Origin of the sequence: Gracilimonas mengyeensis (assembly GCF_900182705.1) — a bacterium.
GTDB lineage: Bacteria > Bacteroidota > Rhodothermia > Balneolales > Balneolaceae > Gracilimonas > Gracilimonas mengyeensis.
Window position 1 is genome coordinate 70,584 of sequence record NZ_FXTP01000014.1, and the last position, 21,972, is coordinate 92,555.

Here is a 21,972-nt window from a genome sequence, read left to right on the forward strand (position 1 = left end):
CCTTACAGTGAAATATTAATGCCGGCTATAAACATGCGCGACCTGGGATAGGAGCCATAGTCGGCACCCATACTTAGATTGTCATTGGCAAAACGGCTCACCTCGGGATCGTATCCGGAATAGTCGGTGAGAGTGTACAGATTCTTGGCACTTATATAGACGCGTACAAGCTCCAGATTTAGCTTGTCCATCAGCTTTAGAGGCAGGTTGTAGCTAAGCGTTATATCCTGTACGCGCAGGTACGAGCCATCTTCCACCTGCACATCCGAAAGCGCATTGGACGGAGGCAGCGCATTGGCCCGCGGGTATTTATTGGTGGGATTGTCGGGCGTCCAGCGGTTCAATGCGACTTTGGAATTATTTTTGGTTCCGTCAAAACTTTCAAGGGTGAACCGGTTGAAATTCACGATTTCATTGCCGTAAACGCCCTGCAGAAATACATTCAGAGAGAAGTTTTTGTAGTGAAATTCATTACCCATGCCGAATGAAAAATCCGGGTTGGCGTTGCCGATCACTACTTTATCCTGCTCGTTGATAATGCCATCCCCGTTTTGATCCACATACTTGCGATCGCCATAGGTGGGGGCATAACTCTGGAAGCGAGGCACTTGTGAGAGGTCTTCATTCAACTGCACAATGCCATCCGATTTATAGCCATAAAAAGTACCGATGGCCCGGCCTTCGGTGATCCGGGTCCACCCGTTGATACCTAAAATATTTTGCCCTACCAGTCCGGCATCATCCTCGCCGGTAAGCTTGGTGATTTCATTACTGTTGTGGGCAAAGGTAAGGTTGGTACGCCACTGTAACCGCCTGTTCAGGTTATGTGAGCTAATGGCAATTTCAAAGCCTTCATTCTTAAGCTCACCAATATTGGTATAGGCAAATTTAAAGCCGGAGGTATACGGCACCGGTGCATTCAGCAGCAAATCGGTAGTGTGTTTGATGTAATAATCCGCAGTAACAGAGAGGCGATCGTCCCAAAGCCCCAAATCTACCCCCGCGTTAAATTGTCCGGTTGTTTCCCACTTAAGCCCTTCATTTGCTAGGGTGGCAGGGCCAGCTCCTTTCGCAATTTCATTCTCTCCAAAATAGGCTTCCGTAACTTCCAGCGTACCCATGGAACTGTATGGCGGAATCCCTTCATTACCTACCACGCCATAGCCGGCCCTTACTTTAAGGGAAGTAATCTGCTCAATATCTTCCATAAACGCCTCTTCATTCATCCGCCAGGCAGCTGAAAAAGAAGGAAAAAAGCCGTACTTGTTGCCCTCCCCAAATTTTGAGGAACCATCAATACGAGCTGAAGCTGTAAGCAAATACTTGCTGCGATAGGTATAATTTATTCGTGAAAGCACCGATTGCATCTGCCAGGCCGATGTACCGCTCAGTGAAAGTGTTTTTTCATTACCGCTTTGGATAGAATGATAGCCCAGCCGGTTATCTTCAAAATCAGAAGTGGCAGCATACAGGAAATTATTTTCAAACTTCTGCAAGGTATGCCCCAGAATTGCATTCAGAGAATGATCCGCCCCAATCATCGTATTATACGACAGTACATTCTCAACCAGCCAGGTGTAGCCCTTGGTATTCCCCAAAGCCGCCTGACCGTTACTGGCTTCGGCTCGTTTCAGGAAGTTGGGCACAAAGTAGAATTCTTCGCTCAGGAAAGCGTCCATCCCGACCGAACTTCTCAAATCCAGATTCTCCCAGATATTCCAGTTGGCATAAGCGGTTCCCATAAACCGGGTAGATTTATTGAGCTGCTCTGTTTCCCTGGCATCGGCTACCGGATTCCCGACAGGCGGTCGTGACGTATTGTTTTCGTAGACATACTCTCCATCCTCATTATACACCGGCAAGCCCGGGTTAAATTCCAGCGCCCAGGAAGTGACGCTTGAGGCAATGGCTGCTTCGGCATCGGTAACCACGCCGTCCATCGTACTTCGGTTCAGGTTCAGGTTGGCTCCTACGGTAATCCTTTCCGAGAGATCCTGATCCAGGTTTAACCGGATATTTCCTTTCTCAAATCCCGAACTGATGATAATACCCTGTTGATCAAAATAATTACCGGACAGCGTATAGCGGGTATCCTCATCGCCCCCGTTTATGGAAAGCTGGTAATTACTAATAGGGGCTGTTCTAAAAATCTGATCCTGCCAGTCTATACCTTCGCCCAGGTTATTGGGGCTGGCGTAAATAATACGGCGGGTTACATCGGCATTATCTGCAGCATCATTGCCTAATTCTGCCAGCTGGCGCGCATTCAACATGGGAATCTTGCGGGAAACCTGCTGAAACCCGGTATAGTATCCCAAGGTAACTTCCGTCCCTTTACGGCTGCCTTGCTTGGTAGTGACTAAAATCACTCCGTTGGCTCCGCGGGCACCGTAAATAGCAGTTGCCGAGGCATCCTTCAGTACCTCAACCGATTCGATATCACTGGGATTGATACTGGACAGTGGATTCATCGAAGGTCCGCTTGTAGTCCCAACCGACATCTGTCCGGCATCGCTAATCACCGGGATGCCATCAATTACATACAGAGGCTCATTATTTCCGTTGATAGAACTCGTTCCCCGAATACGGATAGTAGAACCGGCCCCCGGCTGTCCGGAAGTTTGGGTGATAACCACCCCGGCAGCTTTACCCTGCAAGCCCTGATCTATAGACGATACGGAGGCGGCTTCAATATCCCCGGCATCAATGGAAGATACAGCACCGGTTAAATCGCTCTTACGAACTGTGCCATATCCTACCACCACCAGCTCTTCTCCTTCATACAATTGTTCCTGTAAATGTACTTCTATAAACCTCTCTTCAGTAATGGTAAATTCTTCGGGAATAAATCCTAAAAAAGAGATGATGATGGTTGAGTCCTTGGGAACCTCCAGCGAAAACGCCCCATCGATATCGGTCACGGTACCGCCACTGGTTAAATTTTTAATGCGTACATGCGCTCCCGGAAGTGGCTCTCCCTCCATATATACAATGCCGGAAACAGGAATCATCTGCTGTTGGGCAAAGGCAGAAGTGGAAAAGACAATCACTATAAGAGAGGTTAGGAAGGCTGCGATAAGGCGTTTCATGATTTTCCTTATGATCTGATAGATAATGGTGCTGGTATTAAAATAACCGGGCTGCGGGATGGTTAGCTTAACAGCCCGGTCTTGCTTCGCAGTTAAACCACTCAGCGTTTACTCGAAACTTACTTCGATGCACATGCCGGCAGGTCCAGCATCGTCTTCACTTCCAGGACCATAAGGATCAAAGTTTGGCCCCTTGGGCTGAGAAACAAATATCTTGGTGTATTCTTCCTCTGCTTCATACGGCACATCTTCTTCACCGGTGTTAAACTGATCAAGGCCATAGTATGTCACATCCGCTTGCAGTTCATCGGCTGTAATTGATTGTACATACAGAGTGTCTCGCACATCTTCTCCAAAGGCACCCGTGCGGGTCATAATCAGTACGTCCTGCCCATCCAGGTTCCAATAGCAGTAATTATACCAGGCATCGCCAAAGTCATCCTGCTTCTCGCCAATGCTTTTATCATAGCTTCCATCTGCGTGGAAACGATATACGTCATCGGTGTAGGCATCACTAATGTCATTCTCTCCCGTTTTTTGTCGGATTTCCTCGGATAACAACCAGTCGTAACGAGTCATAAGCTGCTGCTTGGTTAGTTCAACTTCTATAACCAGGTCTTTGCTGGCTGTGGCTTCCACCTGGTCATACACCGTAAAGGTGAAAGAAAGGATGCCATCCGAATCCTCAACCAATATCTCATAATCAAAGGTATAGGAACCGCTTCCAACATCGGTTAAAGTTTCAGTGCTTTGTACGCTTCCGTCAATCTTCTTCTCGATAACCAGTTTTTCGAATCCTTCAGGGGTAGTATAATTGACATCCACGCTGATGGGATCTCCTGCTTTCGCCTGCATGGTTTCTGCTTCAAGTTCTATAGTGGGTAACTCCGGCTCATTATTGCCATCCTTACAAGAGGTAGAAATGAGCAGTACTCCAACGGCTGCTAATACTAACGATAGTTTGTGTAGGTGTTTTCTCATGGATCTAATCATTATGTTGATATGTTTGAACAATATACTGCTTTCAAAATTTTATGCAAACCCGGAATCACTTTTCTAATGCTAATTGTTACTTCAGTTGATGAGTCGGAACGCGCATGAAGCGAGGCTTATAGATATGCGCATTTTCAAAATGATCTTGCAGGCGATGGCTGTTCATATTGTAAGAGATAAGAATCTCGCCGCGATCGTTTATAAACTGTGGGTGAGCTAAGGCGTTATAGGTAAACAGGTTTGTATTATCAAATGGTATTTCTATAGTAAACAACCGTTTACCATCATTTGAGCTCCACCCGTAAGGTTGACTGGCATGGTAGGCCCATACTTCATTGCTAAAACCACCCCGCTGGGTAATCAGGTAATAGACACCTTCCAATTCAATCACGCTAAACTGCTCTGAACCATCCGTATCGAGCACGGGGGTTGCGAGGGTCACATCGGGCACCCACTGCCCATCGGAGAAATACTCCCATTCGGCCTCTGCCTCCCTGCCTGTAAAACGGGCCGCATAAGGCTTTCCGTCCCGAAGACCGTATATGTAGGTATGTAGACTATCCTCAAAAACAGCATGTCCAAAATGAATGCCGTCGAGCTTTTCTGCAGGAATTTCTATGATTTCCGTCTGCTTAAAATCAGGAAGTGAGAAACGTACCACGGCTGCTCCCTTCCATCCAAAATCCCACATTCCGTCGCCATCCTGGCTAAATTTGGATACAAAAACATTAAGTGTTTGGTCGTCCACAAAGGCATCACCCGGCCAGTACCAAAGGGAATCTTCCCCAAAGGCCCCACCGGAATTCACCACTTCGGGCGGTATCATTATAGAATTGAATTCAGCGGGATCTCCGTTGTACAAGGTGGTAAGCTCCATCCCATCTTGCACCACAAATGCATTGCGAATATACATGGGATCGGTGCGTTTGCGGGTACTATCCGGGTTTACGGTTCCCAGAAAGGTATCCCCGAAAATCCAGAGTGTCCGGCCATCGGGTAACAAGACCGAATAGGTGCCATCCGCCCCGGTCAATCCATCACCTGAACGAGTAAACAAGGTGTTATAACTTTCATCCGCATGTACTTTCTGCGCCTCTTCTTTAGGCTGACAAGACGACAACAAAACGAGCGAGCTTAACAGTATCGCCATGCAAACAGCAGGGAACAGGGACTTTTTTCCTTCTATCATATATTATGATCCCTCTCGCTTTCTACGCTATACACGATACTGTCGCCCCGGTAGTAGCCAACGTTGTATTCAATGGGGCGATTTCCCGGATCGTATACAAACCGTTTACGCTTCAACACCGGCTCCCCTTTGCTCATGTTTAACATCTTGGAGAGAGGCAGGTCCGCAGCCCGTGCTGAAATTTCCTCTTTGGAAAGCTTGGCGATTACCGAATGCTCCTTGCGCAGAATTTCATACAAGGGTTTGGAGAAGTCCTCTTTGCCGGTTAGCCCAATGCGCGGGTGGAAATAGGAGATAAAGAATACAAAGGGGCCGTCTTTACCGCCCCGCAGACGTTCCATCTTCAGCACTTCTGTTTTCGCATCAATGGTAAAGAAATTCCGGACTTCCTCAGGCGGCTTTTCCCAGGTGATATTGATGTTGTAATTCACCACCTCAATGCCCTTGGCTTTCATTTCCTGGGTAAAACTGAGCCAGTTTTTGGCTTTACTGTCTACCTGTTTTACCACACGGGTGCCTACCCCCTTTTTGCGGAACAGGAGTCCCTCGTACACCAGCTTATTGGTGGCTTGGCGCAGTGTATTTCTTGAGATCCCCAGTTCTTTAGCCAGTTCTACTTCTTTTGGTAACAACTTCCCTTTTTGATATTCCGGCATTTGAATCATTTCACGCAGCAGCTCTTCTACCTGCACGTGCAAGGGTACCGGACTTTTATGGTCTATAGATAAATTCATAGGTCAATATATTTTGGTATGTTTGAACATATGAAATTATTTCTTGATTGCAAATATGAAAGCATGGGATTTTTGATTTTCAGCCTCGTTCACATCGCCTTTATTGGGAATAAGCATGTGATGCCCATTCTTCAGATTGAAAGAGATGTCAAAGCTAATTTGGAAAGTTCTGCCTTTGGTAAAAATTAGTGGCTCTCAAACAGAATATTGGATGATCGAAAGACCGATGGACCGATGAACAGCGGTGCGATTTGATTTCCATCGGCTAATGCTTATTTAATTCAGATCCCATCCCTCTTTCTTCAGGATCTAGTAAGTCCTACAACGAACCTTAACCGTCTAATTTCGAAAACACTTATCTTACGAGCACTCCCTTAAGAGCAACAGTTCTGCAAGACTTATATCAATATTGGTAGTAAGAGACAGAGCACCCTAAGCTGTTGAATAGACGAAATGCGGACCGTTTAACTTGATGGCCTGCATCTATCCTTCCCATAAATCAAAATGAATATATTTCGCAAAAAATATGCTTATTTTTAATTATCAAATTATAAAAATGTTCAGGTTATTGTATGGCTATGTTGTCAGAAAAATGGTTAGAAAAAATTCCCAAACCCACAAACGGCAGAGAGCGCGTGGTTATTGGTATGTCAGGCGGTGTAGACAGTTCTGTAGCCGCCCTGCTTTTAAAGGAGGCCGGTTTCGAAGTCATTGGGTTGTTCATGAAAAACTGGGATGAAGAAGACGAGAATGGCGTTTGTACGGCCGAAGAGGATTTCAAGGATGTGGTACGCGTGGCCGGACAGCTGGATATCCCCTATTACAGCATCAACTTTGTGAAAGAGTATTGGGATCGTGTATTTACTTATTTTCTGGAAGAGTATAAAGCCGGCCGAACGCCCAACCCAGATGTGATGTGTAATAAAGAAATAAAATTTAAAGCCTTCCTGAACTATGCGCTCAAGCTGGGGGCCGACCATGTGGCTACCGGACATTATGCTCGCCTTGCAACCGATCCCGAAACCGGCAAACGCATCATGCTTAAAGGTGTTGATCACGGAAAGGATCAAAGCTATTTTTTGAGCCAGCTTTCCCAGAATCAAATCAAAAATGTACTTTTTCCACTGGGAGAGTTGCAAAAGGATGATGTACGCGCTATCGCTGAAGAAGCCGGACTTGCCACGGCTCATAAAAAAGACAGTACCGGCATTTGCTTTATCGGGGAACGGGATTTTAAGGAGTTTTTGAGCCAGTATTTACCTGCTCAGCCCGGTGAAATGCGTCGACTTGACGGGACAGTCAAAGGTCGCCACGACGGCCTGATGTATTACACGCTCGGTCAGCGGCGCGGACTGAATATTGGTGGCAGCGGCAGTGGTTCCGGCGAGCCATGGTATGTAGTGGGTAAAGACGTAAAACGGAACATCCTGTATGTAGAGCAAGGCAGCAATCATCCCGCCCTATATTACACCGGATTGAGAGCCTCGCAAATAAACTGGATTGGCAATAAACCCGAACTGCCAATGACTTGTCAACTTAAATACCGGTACCGGCAGCCTGACCGTATGGCGGATGTCTCACTGCATTCTACCGATTCTGACCAGCTGATGGTTGAATTTCATAACAAAGAAAAAGCCGTAACCCCCGGACAGGCTGTTGTCTTCTATGATGGCGAAGTATGCCTTGGCGGAGGTATTATTGAAGAGGCTTACCAGGAAGAGGATTACTTCCCCGGCATTAAAAGCAGTATTTCATCGGCCGCAGAAGCTGTTGTTTAGATTATAGAGGGTACTCTCGCACCCTTTGTCTAAATTGAGAGGGGTCAGGTGAAGCTCAAAAACTGATTCAAAAGTTTTGCCTTTGCTAAACACGGTGGCTGCACAAGCAGAATGGCGAATATTCGATGGACCGATATATGATTTGATTTGCATCGGCGTAGATTTATCAGCTTAAAACTCTTCTCCTCTTTTTCTGATTTAAGTCTTTCCCAATGTCCTCTTTGGGGGCATCGATATGAAGCTCCAGCTTCAAAGCTCATGTAAACCAATTATTATCTTCTAAATATCTTAATTATCCTCAATGGAAGTCAGAGACTTCCTGAGCTACTACTTTCCAGTCCCCGTTTCGCTCAATACTGAAGAGATAAGTTGGGGGATTGGATGTTTATTCAGGTGAATTAACCTGATGTACACAACTTACCCTCAGGGGGGGACTCCCAGCTCAGGCGAGCCGGGGTACGAATCCGTGAAATCAGCGAAATCCCCCTAAATCTGTGATCACATGTTACGCCGATACTGCCCGCCCACCTCATACAAGGCATGCGAAATCTGTCCCAGCGAAGCCACTTTTACAGTCTCCATCAGTTCTTCGAAAAGGTTGCCGTTGTTACGGGCTACTTCTTTGAGCCGCTCGATGGCTGCCTCAGATTCCTGCTCGTTGCGTTTCCAGAACTGCTCCAAGTTTTCGATCTGCTGACGTTTTTCTTCTTCGGTAGAGCGGATGAGTTCAACTTCCTTCTCCTCTTCCTCTCCTTTCCCTTCTTTCTGGAAAGTATTCACGCCAATAATCGGCAATTCGCCGGAGTGCTTTTTGGATTCATAATACAGGCTCTCGTCCTGAATTTTACCTCGCTGGTACATGTGCTCCATCGCGCCCAATACCCCACCACGTTCGGTGATGCGATCAAATTCGGTCAGAATGGCTTCTTCCACCAGATCCGTTAGTTCTTCAATGAAATAAGAACCCTGGTTGATATTTTCATTCTTGGCCGTCCCCATTTCCTTATTGATGATCATCTGGATGGCCAGCGCCCGGCGTACGGATTCTTCGGTTGGTGTGGTAATGGCTTCGTCGTAGGCATTGGTATGCAGGGAGTTACAGTTATCATAAATAGCCAATAATGCCTGCAGTGTAGTGCGAATATCATTGAACTGAATTTCCTGCGCATGGAGCGAACGACCGCTGGTTTGAATGTGATACTTCAGCTTCTGTGAGCGGGAATTGGCCTCGTATTTATTCTTCATCGCTACGGCCCAAATGCGCCGTGCAACGCGACCTATCACTGCATATTCAGGATCCAATCCATTGCTGAAGAAGAAAGACAGGTTGTGGGCAAAATCATCCACATCCAGTCCGCGCGCAAGATAGTATTCTACAAAAGTGAAACCATTTGCCAGCGTGAAAGCCGCCTGGGTGATCGGATTCGCCCCGGCTTCCGCTATATGATAGCCGGAAATAGACACCGAATAGTAATTTCGAACTTTGTTTTCGGTGAAATAGCTTTGGATATCCCCCATCATCTTTAAGGCAAATTCAGTGGAGAAAATACAGGTATTTTGCGCCTGGTCTTCCTTCAGGATGTCCGCCTGAACCGTTCCGCGAACCACCTTCAGGGTGTCAGATTTGATCTGCTCGTAGGTTTCTTCATCCACCAGCTGATCACCGGAAATACCCAGCAGTCCCAATCCAAACTCATCGTTACCATCGGGAATTTCATTGCTGTACTCAGGATTTTTCACCCCGCGCTTTTTGAAGTAGGCTTTGATTTTCTTTTGGGCTGCTTCCCACTGCCCGTTTTCTTTCAGGTATCGCTCTACTTCCTGGTCAATGGCTGTGTTCATGAACATCGCCAAAATCATCGGGGCTGGACCGTTGATGGTCATCGATACGGATGTTTTGGGTGAGGTTAATTCAAAACCGGAATACAATTTCTTCATGTCATCTACCGTGCAGATGCTCACTCCGGAATTACCAATCTTCCCATAAATATCGGGACGGTAACCGGGATCTTCACCGTAGAGCGTCACCGAATCAAAAGCGGTGGAGAGTCGGGCGGCGGGCATGCCTTCGCTCACATAATGGAATCGTTTGTTGGTACGCTCAGGCGTTCCCTCACCGGCAAACATTCGCGTCGGATCCTCTCCCTCCCGCTTAAACGGAAACACGCCGGCCGTGTATGGAAAATATCCGGGCAGATTTTCCTTCAGCGCAAACTTCAATTGCTCGCCTTTGTTTTTGGTTTTGGGGAGTGATACCCGTGGAATCATCAACCCACTCAGCGACTCCCGGTACAGCTGATTCTTAAATTTCTTATCCCGGATTTGCACCTCAAAATATTCCTGCTGGTATCGCTCAAACAACTCGTCCCAGCCTTCCAGGATTTTCTTGGGCAATGCATCCAACTTTGACAGCCAGTGCTCGCGCATTTTGGAGAGGTTATCCTGCATCACCGCTTTTTCATCGGGATTCCAGCTTTCCAGCTGCTCGATGGTGCCCGATACCTGATCCAACTTGGAAGCCACATCCACTTGTTCTTCAGCCCATTGATGATAGTCACGCACGGTTTCTGAAATCTCGGAGAGATACCGCACGCGCTTTCCGGGAATGATGGCCTGCGCCTGTATGTCTTCGGCGGGACGCGGATTGTTGTATAATTTTGTCTCCCAGCCAATCTCGTACCGGTCGTTGATGCGATCCACCAGGGCTTTGAATAATCGGTTCACCCCTTCATCATTAAACTGCGCTGCGATGGTTGGATACACCGGCATGTCTTCCTGTCGAGCATCCCAGCGAGCGGAGTTACGGATCATCTGCTTACGGATATCACGCAGGGCATCCAATGAGCCCTTTTTCTCAAATTTGTTAAGCACTACAAGTTCAGCCAAATCAAGCATATTGATTTTCTCCAGCTGCGTGGCGGCGCCGTACTCGCTGGTCATCACGTACATCGGGATGTCTGTATATTCAACAATCTCCGTGCCACTCTGACCAATACCGGACGTCTCCACAATCACCAAATCAAAGCCAGCTGCTTTGTACAGCTCAATGGCACCCAACAATCCTTTGCTAGTTGCACGGTTGGAGGCTCGAGTCGCCATACTACGCATAAATACGCGCTCGGTATCAATGCTGTTCATCCGGATGCGATCCCCAAGTAGCGCTCCCCCGGTTTTAATTTTGGAGGGATCAACGGAGATGATGCCAATAGTCAGATCTTCAAATTCAGTTAAAAAGCGCCGGACCAGTTCATCCGTCAGTGAGCTTTTCCCTGCTCCCCCGGTTCCGGTAATCCCTATCAGGGGGATGGTTTTCGTTGGGGCTTCCATTTCCTTTTCATCACCGGTCAATAGCTTGCCATCACGGTAGGCCAGAACTTCCTGGTGCTCGTTCTCAATAGCCGTGAGTGCGCGGGCCAGTGCGGTGTTTTCACGCTTGGCTACTTTCTCTAAATCAGGCTTTGCCACCGACATCGGGTCAAAATCACATTCTTCGAGCATGAAATTGATCATGCCCTGAAGTCCCATTGAGCTTCCATCCTCTACGGAAAAGATACGGGTTACTCCGGCATCATGAAGTTCCTGAATCTCATCTTCCACAATCACCCCGCCTCCGCCGCCAAACACCTTGATGTGCCCCGCACCGTTTTCTTCCAGCAGCTCAATCATATATTTGAAATACTCTACGTGTCCCCCCTGGTAACTGCTGATGGCAATTCCCTGGGCGTCTTCCTGGATGGCGCAGTTCACAATTTCATGCACCGAACGGTTGTGTCCCAGATGAATCACTTCGGCTCCACTGCTCTGTAAAATACGGCGCATGATATTGATACTGGCGTCGTGGCCGTCAAACAGACTGGCCGCCGTCACAAAGCGAATTTTGTTGGTCGATTGATAGGGTTGTTGCGCAGCATGACCGTTATTTTCGGATGCTGATTTTTCTTTTGATGAAGCCGATTTTGTTTCTACTGACATAGGATTACTGATTGAATTTGGAAGCGGTTCCAAAAGATACAAATTAGCTTGGGGATTGTCGAAGCCGGATTCACTTCGTTACAGGGATTTACTTTTGCAAATCCGACCTTCTGATCCCTAAATCTTTTCGGCAAGGTAAGCATTCCTGAAGAGAGTCTGAGAGCAGACTTTTATCAGACAGATCTTTTAAGTCTTGGCCTTAACAGTACACGCTAACGCGCAGCAGACATGGTACAATGCCAGAAGTCTGCAAGTCTCCGACTTACCTTCCGCTCGTAACTATGACGTGATTATTTACGCCATAGGCAAACAAGTCAATCCTTGGCACTAATTACCCACCCCTTAATCCCCGCCCGAGCGGGGAAATTCCTTGGGCAGATTTGAAAATGAATTCAACGAACAGGCCATTAGCTCACATGGATTAATTTCTTAGGATTTAGCCAAGGAGTTTCCTCTCCTGGGAGAGGATTAAGGTGAGGGTGAGATGTAACAAAGGAGTTAGAGGTTGCGGATGTCCAATAAATATCCTTCATTCAAAATAAAAGAGGGTTTAATGGGGAAAAGATTGCCAATTATTCCATATCGACATGATTTGATAGAAAAAGCCCGATGGCTACGGAAAAATTCTACACCCGGTGAAATTGAGCTTTGGAAAGGTTTAAAAGGCAGACAAGTTTTAGGTTACAAATTCCGAAGACAGCAGCCCCTCCATTCTTTTATTGTGGATTTCTACTGCCGTGAACTAAAGTTAGCTATAGAAGTGGATGGTATAAGCCACGACTATAAAATTGAATACGACAGAGATCGACAATATCTCATCGAACAGTTTGGAATACATTTTTTACGGTTTAGTGAACCTGATGCTAAAAATCATACTAATTCCGTAATTATGCAGATTGAAGAATGGATAGTTGATAACCGGTGATGAGCAACTTTTATACCCTTTGCACCATTTAACCCACCCCTTAATCCCCGCCCAAGCGGGGAAATTCTTTGGTTCTATCAAATGCTGAAGAAAAGAGATTTTTAATAGCACCAATGATTTAATTACCCAAAATTTGCACAACGCATTTCCTCTCCCGGGAGAGGATTAAGGTGAGGGTGGAATGTGGCTAAAGAATTTAAGTCGATTTTCAAGCTAAGTTTGTACCATTTCCGTTGTGAATGTTAGCCAAAGATCTTTTAAGTCTGAGACTTAAAAGTACCAGCAAATGGAAAGCAGACAGGGCCTGATGTTAGAACTTGCAAGTCTCTGACTTGCTCTACACCCCAGAACTTTGGCACGATTGTTTGTGCCATAAGTATATAATTCGAACCTTTGCACCAACACCTCTCACAATCAGTACAGGAAAAGCTGTACTGATTGATCTCTCCTCAAGGAGAGACGCTCCCGGTAAATATTATAGCATGGGTGCTTATACTGGGGATCAGAAACCGAATCTATCACGAAAAAGTCCTCTCTTGAGGGAGGTGGATTGCGCAGCGAAAGCGGAGCAAGACGGAGGGTGTTTTCCTGGAGAGCAAGGGACTTCGAAAATGGGCTGGAATAGCCTTGGCGCAAACACCTCTCACGACCAATTCAAGAACTAATTGAATTGGTCGATCTCTCCTCAAGGAGAGACTTCTCACAGTTCGGAATACACTTTTTACGGTTTGATGAATCAGACGCTAAAAATTATACTGATTCCGTAATTATACAGATCGAAGAATGGATAGTTGATAACCAATGATGAGCAACTTTTATACCCTTGGTACCATTTACCCACCCCTTAATCCCCGCCCATGCGGGGAAGTTCTTTGGGCAGATTTGAGCATGAATTCAATGAAATAACCATTGGCAGCCCATACTTGAACCTTACACCTAATGTCTAAACCCAATACTAACTTCCGAAGTAAACCCCTCCTGCACGCGCAGGCCGCGCTGCACGTAATACGGTTCGGGCGCCTGGTAAGGAATAACCGTCCCTCGATCCCATTGCCCGTTTAGATTCTGGTCTTCGTACACAATCAGTTTATAGGAAACGGGAGGAAGTTCACTTAGCGTACTTAACGAATCCAGGTTCCCACTTCGATAGATTTCATCATTCAGCTGCAACTGGTACCTATAAGTTGACAAAGAATCCATGTTGGCAAGGCTGATTTCAATTTCGCCGTATTCGGTAGAGTCATACACTTCCGGTTCAAAAGGCGTTCGACGCTGGGTGACGGGATTCCACACCAAAAACTGGTAATCCACCCCTTCAATCCATTCCCCCTGGGGACTAATCACCAGCTTATTACGCTGCACCTCAATAGCCGGCCAGTCATCAAAATCCACTTCTCCCTCAATAACCACAGTTGAATCGGTTATTTCCGGTTCGGTGATGGGAGCTGCATACGTCACCACAAAGGGTTCATTTTGAAGTAAACCCTCATCTGTTTCTGCCGAAATGATGCGCTGCAAGGTGGTATCTTCCTGGGCCGTTCCCATGAATGTAAAACGAGAGGTATCAGCTGCATTTCCTGCCGGATCATTAACCCCGGAGACATTCACACTAAAAGATTCTCCCTCTGTCAGATTCTGGCGGCTTTGTGCAAAAAGGACAAAAGGTTCCTTAGGAGAAACGTATAATGGATATCCGCTGCTGTAGGGAGTTCCAAGAGAATCGTAAATGGTGATGGCTACCGAGTCTTCCAGTGCAATATTTTCGCTAAATCGCAGGCGCATGCGATGTGTCGAGAAAAGTCCCACGCCCTGCAATTCCGGTTTTAATGTATCGGTTTGAGTGGTATAAAGTACATCCAGCGTATCTTTCTGTTCTTTTTGAAGGGTGATGAATTCCTGCGAAAAGGGATAAGCCTGCTCATTTTCCTGGTCCCAAATTTTATTCCTGTTCCGGTCGTCAACCAGCAAAGCCTGATAAGTGCCCGGGGCCAGATATAAGAATTCGAACACTCCGCCGGTATCGGTTTGGGCTTCATAGATGGCTTTCCGGGAGAAATCGATGGGTCTGCGATACAAGAGAACCTTGCGTTCGGCTGCCCCTTTCCCATTTCCTGCCAGAAGTACCCGGCCGGATATCTCTCCGCTGTCAATTTCATCCCCTGTGGAAGTAGCCACTGTGATCGGGCTTCCAATTTCGTTATTCCGGGTATCCGATAATTCTGTTCCTAATTTCACTATTACCGTCGTAGAATCTGGAAATGGGCGTTCAAACTCGATAAACAGTGTTTTTCGCTTCCAGGATATCTCGTAGGGAATACCCAAATCGGGTTCTACCGTGATGGCATCCCGAACGGAAGAGCGGTCCACAAACTCATTAAACTGAAACTCAAAAGTTCGGCCTTCAAAGTTGGTGGTTCCGGTTTCAGGAATGGTATATTCAAGCTCAGGACCTTCATCATCAGACGGACCGCCACTGGGGGGCATAGGAGTGGCACACCCTATCACACCAAAAATTAACAGTAACACTAAAATGTTATATAACAATATGAACTTATTCACGTAAATTTGGTCGTGTTTAACACTGGTTTCATTTGAATATAGCCAAATTTAACGGGGATTCATTTACTAGCTTGATGGCATCCAAATTACGCTTACATAACTTTCTCTATCACTCCATTTGCCTGGCTGCTCTGCTTCTTTTATCCGGTTGCCATGCCTATATCCTTGATGATGCCCAGCAGGATTTACGCTCTTCTTTCACCGCGGGAGACTATGAACGCTCTACCCAACTGCTTGAAAAATTTAAATCAGACGATGTTTACAAAGGTAAAGATGCCGTACTCAAGAACCTCGAATCGGGCATGGTGCATCACTTTGCAGGAAATTACGATAGCAGCAATGTATTTTTTGATAAATCTGAAAAACAAATAGATGACGCTTACACCAAAAGTATCAGTCGCGGACTCGCTTCTTTATTGGTGAATGATAACACCCTGGTGTATGATGGAGAACCGTATGAAGATGTGTACCTGAATGCCTTCAAAAGCCTGAATTATGTGCAGTTGGGAGACTGGGAAGCCGCCCTGGTTGAAACCCGAAGAATGGCGTTTAAGATGGAGCAGCTTGATATCCGCATTAAAGGATTGGCCGAAGCGTTTGCCCAAAAAGACACCACCGGGAAAGTAGATTGGAGTTCGGGGGAGGTGAATATCCAAAACAGTGCTTTTAGTCATTACCTGGCTGCAGTGCTCTATGCCAAGACAGGGAAACCTGATGATGCTCGCATTGAATTTGAAAAGCTGGGTACGGCCCTGCAAGAGCAAAGCAGACTCACCGAAAGGGAAACCAGCTTGAAGGAACTGGAACGCATCAGAGAACCACAAAACTACAACGTCCTCATCTCCGCCTTCTCTGGACAAGCACCCATTAAACAGCAAGAGGATTTCCGCTTGTGGCTGGATGCGGAGGACGGCGAAGGTTCTTTTTATGTGAAATTCTCCATCCCCACTATTCACTTGTACCCTTCCCGGGTCTACAGTATCCGAGCCAAAATTGACGAGACCTACATACCGCTGCACCTTATTGAGGAGATGGATGTGGTTTCCAAAGAAGTGTATAAAGCCAAAAAGCCGGTAATCTATGCCCGTTCACTGCTCAGGGCTACCGTAAAAGCAACCGGCTCAACCCTGATTGCCTCTTCGGTGCGTAAAGAAAATAAAGGGCTGGGTCTTTTGGTTGATATATTGGGAATCATTGGTCAGGAGGCTACCGAAAAAGCAGACCTACGTGGCTGGCAGACTATGCCTGGCAAAGCCTGGATGAATGTGATTGAGCTGCCGCCTGGAAACCACCCGATTGAAATTCAATATCTATCCCGAACCGGCCGTGTTCTTTTCACCGAACATCAATCCATTACCGTTGAAGAGAACACCGCTCTTGAACTTGTAGAATCCATTTATTCGCAATAAAACAAAATCATCAAACCACTAATACCATGAAATATCTAATCTATACCTGCCTTCTTGTTGGATTTTTATTTACCGGATGCCGGCCTTCCAACGAAGTTACCCGAATGAACCCCGGCGAAACCACCGACCTCTCCGGCCGCTGGAACGACACCGATGCCCGATTGGTGTCTGAAGAAATGATCTCTGACGCCCTCACTAACCCTTGGTTAAACCGTTTTAGTCGCGACCACGGTCAGCCTCCTGTTGTTATCGTAGGTAATGTCCACAACGAAAGCATGGAGCATATTGACACGGAAGTGATCACCAAAGAAATGGAACGCGCTTTTGTAAACTCCGGCTCCGTGAACCTTGTGGCAAGCAGTGATGAACGCCGACAGATTCGTGAAGAACGATCCGATCAGCAGCAATTCGCCTCTGTTGAAACCATGAAAGAAATGGCCAAAGAACTGGGGGCCGACTTTATGCTGATTGGAAACATCAATTCTATTGTAGATGAAACCGTGGACCGTCGAACCCTGGCTGTCTTCTATACCGTCAACATGGAGCTGATTAATGTTGAAACCAATCAAAAAGTGTGGATTGGCAACAAGAAGATCAAAAAACTTATTGAACGTAAGAATTACCGAGGTTAGAATTCTTAACCATATCAAATGCTAACGCCAAAAGCCTCTCTAAATGGGAGGCTTTTTTTATAGATACCTGAATCTGTTCTTCTTAGTTTGTCATAAAACCATAAATGATTCATCCCTAAATTTTGTTTATTCTGCCAGCACAAAAACATGGCATACGGCAACTTATGATTTTAAAAAAACCGGCTCTTTACACTGATTTATATGAACTGACCATGGCCCAGGGTTACTTCCTCTCGGGCCGGCATACTCAAGCCGCTTCCTTTGATTATTTCTTTCGAAAGCTTCCCTTTGATGGCGGTTATGTAGTGTTTGCAGGTCTGGCCGACTTCCTGCAGTCTTTGGAGGATTTTGAGTTTCAGCCTGAGGAGTTGGATTACTTAAAAACGCAGGGATTTACTGATGAGTTTATTGACTACCTCAAGGACTTCGAGTTTACCGGTGATATTTATTCAGTGAAGGAAGGCGAAATCATCTTTCCCAATGAGCCGGTGCTTCGGGTTGAAGGATCCATATTGGAAACACAAATCCTGGAGACGCTCCTGCTCAATACCCTTAATTTTGAATCCCTGATTGCCACTAAAGCAGCACGCATTAAACAAGCTGCCGGTGACAAGCCCGTTGTTGATTTTGGTCTGCGACGCGCACAAGGCCTTGGCGGATTGCAAGCATCCAAAGCTGCCGTTATTGGCGGATTCAAAGGCACCTCTAACGTACTTGCCGGAATGAAGTATGGTGTCGATATCAGCGGTACCATGGCCCATTCCTGGATACAGTCGTTTGAGGATGAACTTACTGCCTTCCGCACTTATGCCGAGCATTACCCGGATTCTTCCATCTTATTGGTGGATACCTATAACACGCTGGATATCGGAGTCCCCAATGCCATCAAAGTGGCTAAGGAGCTGGAAGAAGAAGGACATCGGCTAAAAGCCATACGACTGGATAGCGGCGACCTTGCCTATTTTGCCCGCAAAAGCCGGGAAATGCTAGATGAGGCCGGACTGGATTATGTGAAGATTGCGGTTTCCAATCAGTTGGATGAACACCTCATCAAAAGCCTGTTGGACCAGGATGCACCCATCGATTTATTTGGAGTGGGCACAAAACTGGTAACGGCTTATGATAATCCCGCCTTAGACGGAGTATATAAGCTTAGTTCTGTAAATGAACGACCTACACTGAAGATCTCAGAGAATGTGGAGAAGATTACGCTGCCCGGTTCTAAACGTGTGGTGCGTTATTTTAATGAAGATGGTGAGTTCTACCGAGACGGCATCTTACTTACTGATGAAGAAGATATCACCAAAGTGGTTCACCCCTACATTGATTTTAAATACACACATACTGAATCCCTGAAAAAAGAAGAACTGCAGCAGCAGGTAGTGAAAAACGGAAAACGAATTATAGATCTGCCAGCGGCCTCAGAAAGTGCTGCTTACGCTCAAAAACGACTTTCCCAATTGCCTAGAGAATTTAAACGCTTTGATAATCCCCATATTTACAAAGTGGGACTGAGTCCAAATCTCAGAAAATTAAAAGACGAACTTATCCAACAAAAAGAATCATGAAAGCTCTAATAATTGTAGATGTTCAGAATGATTTTTGTCCCGGTGGCGCACTTGAAGTGCCCAACGGCGACCAAGTAGTTCCTCCCATAAACGCTTTAATGCAGCAATTTGATTGCGTGGTGCAAACGCAGGACTGGCACCCCGAGGATCATCACTCTTTTGCTTCCAGTCATGCCGACAAAAAAGCTTTTGAAACCACAGAAATGGATTACGGTGAACAGGTCCTGTGGCCGGACCACTGCGTGCAGGGAACCGAAGGTGCAGCCTTTCATCCTGATTTAGAGACTAAACCCGTGCAAATGATTGTGCGCAAAGGATATCGCAAAGCTATTGATTCGTACTCTGCTTTCTTCGAGAATGATCATGAAACGGTTACTGGCCTGCACGGCTACCTGCAAGCCCGCGGAGTTGATGAAGTATATGTAACCGGCCTTGCTACCGACTTCTGCGTAAAATGGACAGCACTTGATGCTGCCAAGCTTGGATATAAAGTCAAGCTGGTCAAGGATGCCGTACGGGGAATTGATATGGACGGCTCGGTGGATGTTGCTTTGGACGAAATGCAAGAGGCCGGAGTGGAGTTTCTGGAATCCGGAGATTTAAAGGGTTGAAGCAATCGGGGGGCTCTTAATCCACCACTGCCCTCTCTCTGGATTGTGGCAAGCCAAATCCTGTCTCTCTCCAAAGAGAGATAGTTCTTGCCAAATAGAGAACTCTGCTCTTTAGCTTAGAAACTATACAGGGGTAAGCACCTGTTTCCCTTTGGAGGGACCGGTTTTGGAACAGCACGATAGCTGTTCCAAAACCAGGGAGGACCGTGCTTACCACGCAAGGTACAACCTTGCATAGCTTTTACTTTTGAGGTACAACCTCAAAAGATCCAGATAAGATTACGATAAAAAACGCCCAGCAAGGAAATCCGCGAAATCCCATAATCCGCAAAATCCGCGATTCAGACCCTACTGGCAGATACCATCGGTAATGATTTCTTCGTAAACAACTACCCTGTCATCAATAATAATATCCCTTCTATACATTTTACCATCATAGGTGATCTTAAAGGTGTATTCAGCGCCTTGCTCTACCCATAGCACAGTGAAGCTTCCCCCGGTCAGGGCGTTGTTGGCCTCATCAAAATCCCAGCTAAGATCATTAACTACTTTCCAGGAAGTTCCTGCTTCCGCATCTGATTTTCGATAGCTGACGGAAGAGCCTGGAATATTGGTCACGGCAACCGACTCCGTTGAATTTTGACATTGTAAGTTAACCTGTACTTCCGCAGTAATTAATGTAGGTGAAGGAGCTGGAAGTGATACCTGCGTTTGGGGAGCATTGCAAGAAAATGTTTCTGTAACTGAGGTTGGGATACCCGAAGCCGGCGTTACTGTGTAGGTGTATTCTGCGCCATCATTCAAACCCTGAATTTCATAGCTGTTACTATCCCCGCTTATTGTAAATTCGCGGTTTTGGCCCATGGTGGATACTTCAACACTTAACGGACCTGTATTCCCGTTACGATTCACTTGAAAAGTATTGGTACAACGCGAGTTATCCATACCCAAAATAATGGGTTGGGGAGTTTTTTTTAACTGGTAGTCACCAAGCTGAATGTCGTTTGAGGATGAAGACCCCCGAATGAGTACATCTATAGCTCCATCCCAAACGGCTATAAAAACATTTCCGTTAATAATCTCAATTTCATATCTAGACCGTCTAAACTGCTTAGCTCTTTTACTGGCTGCCCCGGAATGATTGTACAAACCCAGCTCTGCACTTTCAAAATCAATATTGTAAGCATCCGGATCTACTTTAAACCGGAATTCTATTTTCCCCGAATCACTGGTACTCAGGCTGGCCGCTTGCTGTCCTTGCTCATTTGCCATTTCCAAATTAATGACCCCCAGTGCCAGTACATTTTCACCATTCTCATTGGTTAAGTCTGCAGGCACTGAAGCCATCGCTTGCGGATCAGAAGGATCGTAGTAGGTTACTTTTGTGCTAAGATTTCCACTTAACGGGTTACCCTCTTCATCCCTGGCAATAACTCCTTGCTGAACATCCAGTTCTACTCCAAAAACTGAGTTTGCAGAGGAAGCAGTAGCCTTTATGGGCACCGTTACCGCCCCGGAGGCATCCGTAGAGCCTTCCGTGCTGGAGCTGATAATCACCCCTTCCGGACGATTGTTTTCCCGGATCATCTTCAGCGTGAAAGCATTCGCTCCTACCTCTTCGATAGATATGGTTTTACGAATAGGAAGATAGCCCGGAGCCTGGGCAGATAAAGTGATTCGAGCAGGAGCATCAACACTTGGCGTTATAGCGTTTTGAATCCCGAAGTTCAGGATACCATCAGAAACTATATCTCCTTGCAAAGGATCACTGTAAGTATCGATAACAGCATCTGCATCTTGCCCTTCAAACAGCACATACACGTCCGACTCTATTAATTCACCGGTTTTGGCATCGGTCACCAAAACGGTGGAAGTGGTATTAATGGGTTCCAATCCTATCACCACTTTAAAATTATCAACGGCATCGTTTAGCAGAGAGGTATCGCAAGCAGTTATACCTGCTAATGCACCTATGACTGTAACAGCCAGTACAACTTTATAAGAAACCCGGGCCAATCTTCTTCTCATCTATTCCTGAAATTTAGTAATCGTGTTTTTATGAACCGCGCTAAGTATAATACTTTATTTAGATTTCAGATATAGCCCTGATAATACTTTAAAAGCGGAAGGAGTAATTTTACAATAAAACGTCCATTTTGAGTATAAAATAAGCGATTTCAGGAGATTAGAATTTCGTAAGGAATCAAAAATCATAGACATAAAGAAACCGGCTTTATGGGAGCCAGCCGGAATCTTGCCACGCTTTTACTTTTGAGGTATAACCTCAAAAGATCTTTAAATGAAAAAACCGTGAAATCCTTTCATCCCTAAAATCCGCGATTCAACGATGAGAAAGATTCTAGCCAAAGCATACTGAGTAATCTCAGTCTCAACAATGCCCAAAAGCCGGGACCTGTGCCCCTTAGCCTGCTCCGAGAATTCGGAGGAGGGACCTATTTTTAGGTAACCACCGAGCTGCTGTAAAATCAGGGAGGGCCGTGTTCCCCCACGCA

13 protein-coding genes are annotated in these 21,972 nt (G+C 46.2%); 6 read left to right on the forward strand and 7 right to left on the reverse strand.

From position 1 onward, the window contains the following. Positions 1-2 precede the first annotated feature (2 nt). From FN815_RS15180 to FN815_RS15195, 4 genes are all read right to left on the reverse strand, one after another. Positions 3-3,089, reverse strand: a complete 3,087-nt coding sequence (locus FN815_RS15180) for a SusC/RagA family TonB-linked outer membrane protein (protein WP_142455505.1) — start codon at positions 3,087-3,089, stop codon at positions 3-5. 108 nt (positions 3,090-3,197) lie between these two features. Beyond that, on the reverse strand, positions 3,198-4,070 hold the full coding sequence (locus tag FN815_RS15185) for a hypothetical protein (RefSeq protein WP_142455506.1): 873 nt from the start codon (positions 4,068-4,070) through the stop codon (positions 3,198-3,200). Between the two features lie 88 nt (positions 4,071-4,158). Next, on the reverse strand, positions 4,159-5,271 hold the full coding sequence (locus FN815_RS15190; protein ID WP_142455507.1) for a glycoside hydrolase family 183 protein: 1,113 nt from the start codon (positions 5,269-5,271) through the stop codon (positions 4,159-4,161). Beyond that, complete coding sequence (locus FN815_RS15195) at positions 5,268-6,005, reverse strand: GntR family transcriptional regulator (protein ID WP_142455508.1); 738 nt, start codon at positions 6,003-6,005, stop codon at positions 5,268-5,270. Before FN815_RS15195 ends, FN815_RS15190 begins: the two co-directional genes overlap by 4 nt. 578 nt (positions 6,006-6,583) lie before the next feature. Here FN815_RS15195 and mnmA point away from each other — a divergent pair. Further along, positions 6,584-7,783 (forward strand): tRNA 2-thiouridine(34) synthase MnmA, encoded by a 1,200-nt coding sequence (gene mnmA, locus FN815_RS15200; protein WP_246075318.1) that lies wholly within the window; start codon positions 6,584-6,586, stop codon positions 7,781-7,783. A 498-nt stretch (positions 7,784-8,281) separates the two neighbouring features. On the opposite strand, the gene FN815_RS15205 is transcribed toward mnmA, so the two are convergent. Then, the gene (locus FN815_RS15205) at positions 8,282-11,755 is read right to left on the reverse strand and encodes a methylmalonyl-CoA mutase family protein (RefSeq protein ID WP_221930333.1); all 3,474 of its coding nucleotides are present in this window, start codon (positions 11,753-11,755) and stop codon (positions 8,282-8,284) included. 511 nt (positions 11,756-12,266) lie between these two features. Here FN815_RS15205 and FN815_RS15210 point away from each other — a divergent pair. Beyond that, positions 12,267-12,680, forward strand: a complete 414-nt coding sequence (locus FN815_RS15210) for an endonuclease domain-containing protein (RefSeq protein ID WP_221930334.1) — start codon at positions 12,267-12,269, stop codon at positions 12,678-12,680. Between the two features lie 936 nt (positions 12,681-13,616). Here FN815_RS15210 and FN815_RS15215 read toward each other — a convergent pair. Next, on the reverse strand, positions 13,617-15,239 hold the full coding sequence (locus FN815_RS15215) for an Ig-like domain-containing domain (RefSeq protein ID WP_142455510.1): 1,623 nt from the start codon (positions 15,237-15,239) through the stop codon (positions 13,617-13,619). 74 nt (positions 15,240-15,313) lie between these two features. Here FN815_RS15215 and FN815_RS15220 point away from each other — a divergent pair, with 74 nt between their 5' ends. The 4 genes from FN815_RS15220 to pncA all read left to right on the forward strand — a co-directional run bounded on the left by FN815_RS15220 (position 15,314) and on the right by pncA (position 19,459). After that, the gene (locus FN815_RS15220; RefSeq protein ID WP_142455511.1) at positions 15,314-16,648 is read left to right on the forward strand and encodes a COG3014 family protein; all 1,335 of its coding nucleotides are present in this window, start codon (positions 15,314-15,316) and stop codon (positions 16,646-16,648) included. 26 nt (positions 16,649-16,674) lie between these two features. Continuing rightward, the gene (locus tag FN815_RS15225) at positions 16,675-17,280 is read left to right on the forward strand and encodes a penicillin-binding protein activator LpoB (protein WP_142455512.1); all 606 of its coding nucleotides are present in this window, start codon (positions 16,675-16,677) and stop codon (positions 17,278-17,280) included. A gap of 164 nt (positions 17,281-17,444) precedes the next feature. After that, the gene (locus FN815_RS15230) at positions 17,445-18,848 is read left to right on the forward strand and encodes a nicotinate phosphoribosyltransferase (RefSeq protein WP_185957322.1); all 1,404 of its coding nucleotides are present in this window, start codon (positions 17,445-17,447) and stop codon (positions 18,846-18,848) included. After that, entirely contained in the window at positions 18,845-19,459 is a 615-nt protein-coding gene (gene pncA, locus FN815_RS15235) for a bifunctional nicotinamidase/pyrazinamidase (RefSeq protein ID WP_142455513.1), read from the forward strand. Before FN815_RS15230 ends, pncA begins: the two co-directional genes overlap by 4 nt. Positions 19,460-19,807: 348 nt before the next feature. On the opposite strand, the gene FN815_RS15240 is transcribed toward pncA, so the two are convergent. Then, complete coding sequence (locus FN815_RS15240; protein ID WP_142455514.1) at positions 19,808-21,487, reverse strand: hypothetical protein; 1,680 nt, start codon at positions 21,485-21,487, stop codon at positions 19,808-19,810. Between the last annotated feature and the right edge of the window lie 485 nt (positions 21,488-21,972).